The organism is Mycobacterium sp., assembly GCF_019243155.1.
GTDB lineage: Bacteria > Actinomycetota > Actinomycetes > Mycobacteriales > Mycobacteriaceae > Mycobacterium.
Window position 1 is genome coordinate 1 of the sequence record NZ_JAFAUS010000384.1, and the last position, 7,615, is coordinate 7,615.

At 66.6% G+C, this 7,615-nt stretch carries 9 protein-coding genes; 5 read left to right on the forward strand and 4 right to left on the reverse strand.

Annotation, left to right across the window (positions count from 1 at the left end; genetic code table 11):
- From JOZ00_RS19890 to mqo, 3 genes are all read right to left on the reverse strand, one after another.
- Positions 1-446 (reverse strand): AAA family ATPase (locus tag JOZ00_RS19890; RefSeq protein ID WP_293346814.1); only part of this gene is annotated, 446 nt, incomplete at its 3' end.
- A complete protein-coding gene (locus JOZ00_RS19895) occupies positions 443-913 on the reverse strand; it encodes a GNAT family N-acetyltransferase (protein ID WP_293346817.1) in 471 nt (156 codons plus the stop codon). The genes JOZ00_RS19895 and JOZ00_RS19890, both read right to left, overlap by 4 nt.
- Positions 910-2,412, reverse strand: a complete 1,503-nt coding sequence (gene mqo, locus JOZ00_RS19900; RefSeq protein WP_293346820.1) for a malate dehydrogenase (quinone) — start codon at positions 2,410-2,412, stop codon at positions 910-912. Before mqo ends, JOZ00_RS19895 begins: the two co-directional genes overlap by 4 nt.
- A gap of 134 nt (positions 2,413-2,546) precedes the next feature.
- Here mqo and JOZ00_RS19905 point away from each other — a divergent pair, with 134 nt between their 5' ends.
- Complete coding sequence (locus tag JOZ00_RS19905; RefSeq protein WP_293346838.1) at positions 2,547-3,569, forward strand: alpha/beta hydrolase; 1,023 nt, start codon at positions 2,547-2,549, stop codon at positions 3,567-3,569.
- 14 nt (positions 3,570-3,583) lie between these two features.
- Entirely contained in the window at positions 3,584-4,963 is a 1,380-nt protein-coding gene (gene mtr / locus JOZ00_RS19910; RefSeq protein WP_293346823.1) for a mycothione reductase, read from the forward strand.
- 2 nt (positions 4,964-4,965) lie between these two features.
- Here the strand turns inward: mtr and JOZ00_RS19915 are convergent, their stop codons facing one another.
- The gene (locus tag JOZ00_RS19915; protein WP_293346826.1) at positions 4,966-5,457 is read right to left on the reverse strand and encodes a Fur family transcriptional regulator; all 492 of its coding nucleotides are present in this window, start codon (positions 5,455-5,457) and stop codon (positions 4,966-4,968) included.
- 145 nt (positions 5,458-5,602) lie between these two features.
- Between JOZ00_RS19915 and JOZ00_RS19920 the strand changes: the two genes are divergently transcribed.
- From JOZ00_RS19920 to hypB, 3 genes are all read left to right on the forward strand, one after another.
- Positions 5,603-6,730: a HoxN/HupN/NixA family nickel/cobalt transporter gene (locus tag JOZ00_RS19920; RefSeq protein ID WP_293346829.1), complete on the forward strand. Its 1,128-nt coding sequence runs from the start codon at positions 5,603-5,605 to the stop codon at positions 6,728-6,730.
- 40 nt (positions 6,731-6,770) lie between these two features.
- Complete coding sequence (locus JOZ00_RS19925) at positions 6,771-7,106, forward strand: hydrogenase maturation nickel metallochaperone HypA (RefSeq protein ID WP_293346832.1); 336 nt, start codon at positions 6,771-6,773, stop codon at positions 7,104-7,106.
- Positions 7,107-7,134: 28 nt separating this feature from the next.
- Positions 7,135-7,615, forward strand: a 481-nt coding sequence (hypB, locus tag JOZ00_RS19930; RefSeq protein ID WP_293346835.1) for a hydrogenase nickel incorporation protein HypB, incomplete at its 3' end; no start/stop codon positions are given.

A 7,615-nucleotide genomic window follows, 5' to 3' on the forward strand; every position in this document is an offset into this window, starting at 1 on the left:
GTGCCGATCAACACGAACCGGGCCTCGTGCGAATGCGAGATGCCGTCGCGTTCGATGTGCACCCGTCCCATCGCCGCGGCGTCGAGCAGCACGTCGACCAGATGGTCGTGCAGCAGGTTCACCTCGTCGACGTAGAGCACGCCGCCGTGCGCGCGGGCCAACAGTCCCGGCGCGAACGCCTGCTCGCCGTCGCGCAGCACCCGCTGCAGGTCGAGCGAGCCGATCACCCTGTCTTCGGTTGCGCCAAGCGGCATTTCGACCAGACCGGCGTCGCTGTCGGTCGCCGCGGACAGCAGCGCGGCTAGCCCGCGAACAGCCGTCGACTTGGCCGTGCCCTTCTCGCCACGGATCAGCGCCCCGCCGATTTCCGGACGGACGGCGCACAGCAACAGCGCAAGTCGCAACTGATCGTGCCCGACGATCGCGCTGAACGGGTACGGCTTCACGGCTTCTCCGCCAGGCCGGAGCCGGGGCGCAGCATGGGCACGTGCGGAACGCCGTCGTCGACGAAATCGTCGCCGTCTCGGACGAACCCGTGCTGGGCGTACATGTCGGCAAGGTAGGTCTGCGCGTTGATCCGGCACGGGTAATCACCCACCTCGGCCAATGCGGCACGCAGCAACCGGGTGGTGTGGCCCTGGCCGCGCGCGTCCCGCCTGGTGCACAGCCGGCCGATCCGGAAGGCCTTCGCACCCCCGGCGTGCTCCTCCATCAAGCGCAATGTGCAGATCACCTCGCCCTCAGGCGTTTCCAGCCAGAAGTGCCGCGTCTCGGAGAGCAGGTCGCGGCCGTCCAACTCGGGGTACGGAATGGCCTGCTCGACGACGAACACCTCGACCCGCAACTTCAGCAACTCGTAAAGAGTCGCGGCATCAAGGTCTTTGGCCCAGATACGCCGAAGAGCCACATTCACGATCGCACCCCCGATTCGGGCTCAAGCTGTAATGCCTTGGTGCCCCAAGACCATACCTCGTCATATAACGCGGGCTCGAGCGACAGTTCGGTCCCCAGCGACGGCACCATCTCTTGTAGCCTGGGCCGCCAGGACCGATAGCGACTGGTAAAGCATCGTTCCAACACCTCGAGCATGGCGGCCACGGCGGTCGATGCCCCCGGCGAGCCGCCCAGCAGCCCCATGATGCTGCCGTCGGCGGCGCCCACCAGGGTGGTGTTGAAGTCCAGCGCCCCGCCCTTGCGCCGGTCCCGCCGGATCACCTGCACGCGCTGGCCCGCCACCGTCAGCTCCCAATCGGAACTCGTTGCGCTGGGCACGAATTCGCGCAGCATCCGCAGCCGGTCCGGTTCGGAGAGCCGCAACTGGCCGATCAGGTAGTTGACCAGCTTCAGCTGCGTCGCGCCGACTCCGAGCATCGACAACACATTGTCGGGCCTCACCGAACGGGGCAGATCGGTGACGTGGCCGTGTTTCAAGAACTTCGGCGACCAGCCGGCGTACGGCCCGAACACCAACCACGACTTGCCGTTGACGAATCGGAGGTCGAGGTGCAGCGCGCCGAGCGGCGGGGCGCCGGGTGCCGGGACTCCGTACACCTTGGCCCGGTGCCCGGCGGTGAGCGCCGGGATGCCGGTGCGCAGAAACCGGCCGCCGATGGGAAACCCCGCGAAGCCCTTGACCTCGTCGATGCCCGACTTCTGCAACAGCGGCAGCGCGTCACCGCCGGCGCCCACGAAGACGAACTTGGCGTTCAGCCGGTGCTTTTCGCCGGTGCGGCGATTGCGGATCAGCAACGTCCAGCTGCCGTCGGACTCGCGGTCCAGCTTGCGAACCTCGTGACCGAACAGCGCCGTGGCACCGTTGCGCACGCAGTACCCGATCAGCTGTTGCGACAGCGCACCGAAGTCGACGTCGGTTCCGTTGGAAGCCCAATTGAGCGCCGCGGGTTCGGCGAAGTCGCGTTTGGCCGCCATCAGCGGCAGGCGGCGGGCGAACTCTTGCGCGTCGTCGATGAATTCGGCGCCGGCGAATAGAGGGTTAGGCGCCAGCGCGCGCTGCCGGCGTCGCAGATAGTCGACGCCGCGCGCCCCGTGGACGAAGCTCACGTGTGGGATCGAGTTGAGAAATCCGCGATCGGTCAGGATGCCGTTCTCGATGGCGTAGGCCCAGAATTGGCGGGTCACCTGGAATTGCTCGTTGATGCGCACCGCTTTGGTGATGTCGATCGAGCCATCGGGGTTTTCCGGGGTGTAGTTGAGTTCGCACAGCGCGGAGTGCCCGGTGCCCGCGTTGTTCCAGGGGCTGCTGCTCTCGCCCGCGACGGCGTCCAGGCGCTCGACGACGGTCATTGACCAATCCGGCTCCAGCCTGCGCAGCAACGTACCCAGCGTGGCACTCATGATGCCCGCGCCGACCAGCACGACGTCCGTGCGTGCGATCCTGGCTAGCGACGACACCGGTTCGTTGATCCTTCCCTTGACTGTGCCGGTCCAAGGTTATCCCGACGTAGGCAGGGCCCGAACGGTATGCACCTCCCGGTGAGCAGCAAAAGCTCTAAGCTGGCGAGGTGAAAGGCCGGGAGATGGGCGGGGTGACTGGCTGGGTGCCCGATGTCCTGCAGGATTATTGGCAGTGCACCATCCCGCTCGGTTCCGATCCGGCCGGCGAGGGCGACATCGTCGCCACCCTGATACGACGCGGTCCCGAGGCCGCCGTCGACCACGCGGTCCTGGCCGTGCACGGCTACACCGACTACTTCTTCCACACCGAGGTCGCCGATCACTTCGCCGCCCGCGGGTTCGCCTTCTACGCGCTGGACCTACACAAGTGCGGCCGGTCGCGGCGCGACGACCAGACTCCCCACTTCGTCACCGACCTCGCCAACTACGATGCTGAACTCGAACGCGCGCTCAGCGCGATTACCGCCCAGGCGCGCCCGGGCCAGCGCGTCAAGGTGCTGGTCTACGGGCACTCCGCGGGCGGGCTCATCGTGTCGCTGTGGCTGGACCGGCTGCGCCGCCGCAACCCCACGGCGCACGCCGGTGTCGGCGGTCTGGTGCTCAACAGCCCATTCCTGGACTTGCAGGGCCCGGCAATCCTGCGGCATTCCGCGACGACGGCACTGATCGCCGGGCTGTCTCGGATGCGCTCCAAGGGTGTGGCACGGTCACCGGTCGAGGGTGGCTACGGCACCACGTTGCACCGCGACTACCACGGCGAGTTCGACTACGACCTGCAGTGGAAGCCCGTCGGCGGCTTCCCCATCACCTTCGGCTGGCTGCATGCCATCCGGCGCGGCCAGGCCCGGCTGCATCGCGGCCTCGACGTCGGCGTGCCGAATCTGATCCTGCGTTCGGATCACAGCGTGCGAGAGACCACCGACGCAACGTCCATGCACTGCGGCGACGCGGTTCTCGACGTCACCCAGATCGCCCGGTGGGCCGGCTGCATCGGGAATCGCAGCACCATCGTCCCGGTCACCGACGCCAAACACGACGTCTTCCTGTCCCTGCCGCAACCGCGCCAGATCGCCTACCAGCAACTGAATCTCTGGCTCGACGGCTACCTCAGCGCCGCCGGCACCGACGCATCCGCATCGTCGACGAAGGGCTGACGGGCCACACAGATATGGAAACGTACGACATCGCGGTCATCGGAACCGGTTCGGGCAACACGATTCTCGATGGCCGCTTCGCCGGCAAACGCGCGGCGCTCTGCGAGCAGGGCGTCTTCGGCGGCACCTGCCTCAACGTCGGGTGCATCCCCACCAAGATGTTCGTCTACGCCGCCGAGGTCGCCACGACGATCCGGGACGCCGCCCGCTTCGGCATCGACGCGCATATCGACCGAATGCGCTGGGATGACATCGTCTCTCGCATCTTCGGCCGGATTGATCCGATCTCGCTCAGCGGCGAGGAGCATCGGCTCTCCTCCCCCAACATCGACGTGTACTCCACTCACACCCGGTTCGGGGCGGTGCAACCGGACGGGCGCTATCTGTTGCGCACCAACGACGGTGACGAGTTCACCGCCGACCAGGTGGTGATCGCGGCCGGAGCGCGACCGGTGATTCCCCCCGCCATCCTCGAGTCCGGCCTGCACTATCACACCAGCGACACCATCATGCGGATCTCCGAGCTGCCCGAGCACCTGGTGATCATCGGAAGCGGCTTTGTGGCAGCCGAATTCGCGCACATCTTCTCCGCACTCGGCGTCCGGGTGACGCTGGTGATCCGCGGCGGCGGCCTGCTGCGCAAATGCGACGACACCATCTGCGAACGGTTCACCCGCATCGCCGCGGCCAAATGGGAACTGCGTACCCGCCGCACCGTCGTCGGCGGCAGCAACCGCGGCTCGGGCGTCGCCCTGCGACTCGACGACGGGAGCACGCTGACCGCCGACGTGCTGCTGGTCGCGACCGGCCGGGTGCCCAATGCCGACCTGCTCGACGTCGAACGGGCCGGTGTCGAACTCGAGGACGGCCGGGTTAGCGTCGACGAATACCAACGATCTTCGGCGCGTAACGTTTTCGCGCTCGGCGACGTGTCGTCGCCCTACCAGCTCAAGCACGTCGCCAACCACGAGGCCCGGGTCGTGCGACACAACCTGTTGTGCGACTGGGACGACACCGCGTCGATGGCCAAGACCGACCACCGCTACGTCCCGTCGGCGGTCTTCACCGATCCCCAGCTTGCGATCGTCGGACTGACCGAAAATCAGGCGATCGCAAAGGGATTCGATATCTCGGTGGCGATCCAGGACTATGGCGACGTCGCCTACGGGTGGGCGATGGAAGACACCACCGGCATCGTCAAGCTCATCGCCGAGCGACACGGCGGGCACCTGCTGGGCGTGCACATCATGGGCCACCAGGCGTCGTCGATCATCCAGCCGCTGATCCAGGCGATGAGCTTCGGGCAGACCGTCCAGGAGATAGCCCGCGGCCAGTACTGGATCCACCCGGCCTTGCCCGAGGTCATCGAGAACGCGCTGCTGGACCTGTACTGAGCTCAGCGTCGCCGCGGCCGCGCGCCGGACCTGCCGTCCTGGCACTGCGGGCACAGGCCGTGCAACGTCAGGCCGGCTGCGTCCGACAGCGCGAACGAGCTACCGGCCATCGCGTGTTCGAGCGCCGAACTCAACTGCCGGGCGGGGACCTCGCTGATCGAGCCGCATCTCGTGCACACGGCGTGGTGGTGCGGTGCGGTGGCCAACCCGTAGGTCGCGACGCCGCCGTCGAGGGTCAACGCGTGCAGCACCCCCTGCTCGACCAGGGTGGTGACCGTGCGATAGATGGTCGCGACGTCGGGCGCGTGGGCGCCCGGCGGTAGGCACTCCCGCACCCGCTTGTGGATATCTGCCACCGGCAGGTGCCCGTCGACAGGCTCGAGCACCGCCAGCACCTGGATTCTCGACGCCATCCGCCGCAACCCCCGCGCGCGCAGGAAGTCGCCGATCCGAGCTGTGACGGCCGGGTCCAGCGCCGAGGGCTTAGGCGACACCCGTTCAGTGTCGCGCCAGCCGACGGGGATCGCCAGTTTTCGACCCAATTCACCCTTGTGGATTCTTGCAACCACCTTGCATCTAGCTGGCCGCGACACTTAAAGTCGTGCCGGTTGTTCCCTGCCCGATCCCGGAAGGAACCCAGTGGCCAACACCGAGCTCGACCTACGGCCGTCGTGGATCACCAAGCTCGCCGGCGCGCTGGACCCGGCGGAGTGGTGGCGTTTGGCATCGATGTTCGCGGTCATCGTCGCGCTACACCTGATCGGCTGGCTCACCCTGGTGCTGCTCGTGGCACCGGCGCAACTCAGCTTGGGCGGCAAAGCATTTGGCGTCGGTGTTGGACTGACGGCCTATACCCTGGGCCTGCGGCACGCCTTCGACGCCGACCATATCGCCGCCATCGACAACACCACGCGCAAGCTGATGAGCGACGGTCAGCGCCCGCTTGCCGTCGGATTCTTCTTCTCGCTGGGCCACTCCACGGTGGTGTTCGGCCTGGCGCTGTTGCTGGCGCTCGGGATCAAAAGCATCGCCGGGCCCGTCCAGGATGATTCCTCCGCGCTGCATCACTACACCCAGCTGATCGGCACCAGCGTCTCGGGCTTGTTCCTGTACTTGATCGCGATCCTGAATGTCATCGTCCTGGTCGGCATCCTGCGGGTGTTCGCGCGGTTACGCCGGGGCGACTATGACGAGACCGAACTCGAGCGGCAACTGGACAACCGCGGACTGGTCAATCGTTTTCTCGGCCGCTTCACCAAGTCGATCACGAAGTCCTGGCACATGTACCCGATCGGATTCTTGTTCGGGGTCGGCTTCGACACCGCCACCACGATCGCGCTGCTGGTGCTCGCAGGTACCAGCGCGGCTGCCGGCCTGCCCTGGTACGCCATCCTGTGTCTGCCCGTGCTGTTCACCGCCGGCATGACCCTGCTCGACACCGTCGACGGCTCGTTCATGAATTTCGCCTACGGCTGGGCCTTTTCCAACCCGGTGCGCAAGATCTACTACAACATCACCATCACCGGGCTGTCGGTAGCGGTCGCTCTGGTCATCGGCAGCGTTGAGCTGCTGGGCCTGTTCGCCGACCAGCTCGGCTGGCGCGGGCCGTTGTGGAAGTGGCTCGGCGAGCTGGATCTCAACACGGTCGGCTTCCTCGTCGTCGGCATGTTCGTCTTCACCTGGGCGGTGGCCCTGCTCGTGTGGCGCTACGGACGCATCGAAGAGAAGTGGAACCTGGCCGCACCCGGAGCCGAGAACGCGACGTAGGGCTCACCGATCACGCCCGATCGGGTGTAGAACAGTCCTCATGCACGAGCTGTCGCTGTGCGAAGCGATCGCCGGCGTCGTCAAGACGCACGCCGACGGCCGGCATGTCGAAGTGGTCCGCGTGCGCGTCGGCGCCCTTCGTCAGGTGGTGCCCGAATCGCTGTCCTTCTGCTGGACGCTCGTTCGGGACGCCGAGGACATGCCGGACGCCGAGCTGGAACTCGAATGTGTCGGCGCCGAAGTGAAGTGCCGGGCCTGCGGCGCGCGCTCGGAGATCACGTCGGCCTGGTCGATCTGGTGCCCGGGGTGCGACAGCTCCGACGTCGAGGTGCTACGCGGCAACGAATTCCTGGTGACCTCGTTGGACGTCACGTGAAAGGCGCTCGCAATGTTTAGCTTTCATCATGGGTAGGTTTCATCGACACGACGACGGAACCGTGCACACGCACGAGCACGAGCACGGAGACCACGGCGAATACCGGACGGGCAAGCAGCGCATCGACGTGCTGGAGGCGATCTTCGCCGAGAACGACCTTCTCGCCGATGCCAATCGGGCGGCGTTCGAGAACAACGGGATCCGCACCGTCAACCTGATGAGTTCTCCGGGGTCGGGCAAGACGACGATCCTGGCGGCCACGCTCGACGAACTCGCCCGCGAGCTCGCGATCGGTGTGATCGAGGGAGACATCGCCACCGATCTCGACGCGGCCAAGCTCAGGGGTCGCGGCGCCCAGGTGTCACTGCTGAACACCAGCAACGGATTTGGCGGCGAGTGCCATCTCGACGCCCCCATGGTGAACCGCGCCGTGGGGGGCCTGGAGCTGCCCACCCTGGACCTGGTCATCATCGAGAACGTCGGTAACCTGGTCTGCCCGGCGGAATTCG

Bases quoted from the DNA above. Each gene is read 5' to 3' on its own strand.
- mtr (WP_293346823.1), top strand. From the start codon at position 3,584: ATGGAAACGTACGACATCGCGGTCATCGGAACCGGTTCGGGCAACACG.
- JOZ00_RS19925 (WP_293346832.1), top strand. From the start codon at position 6,771: ATGCACGAGCTGTCGCTGTGCGAAGCGATCGCCGGCGTCGTCAAGACG.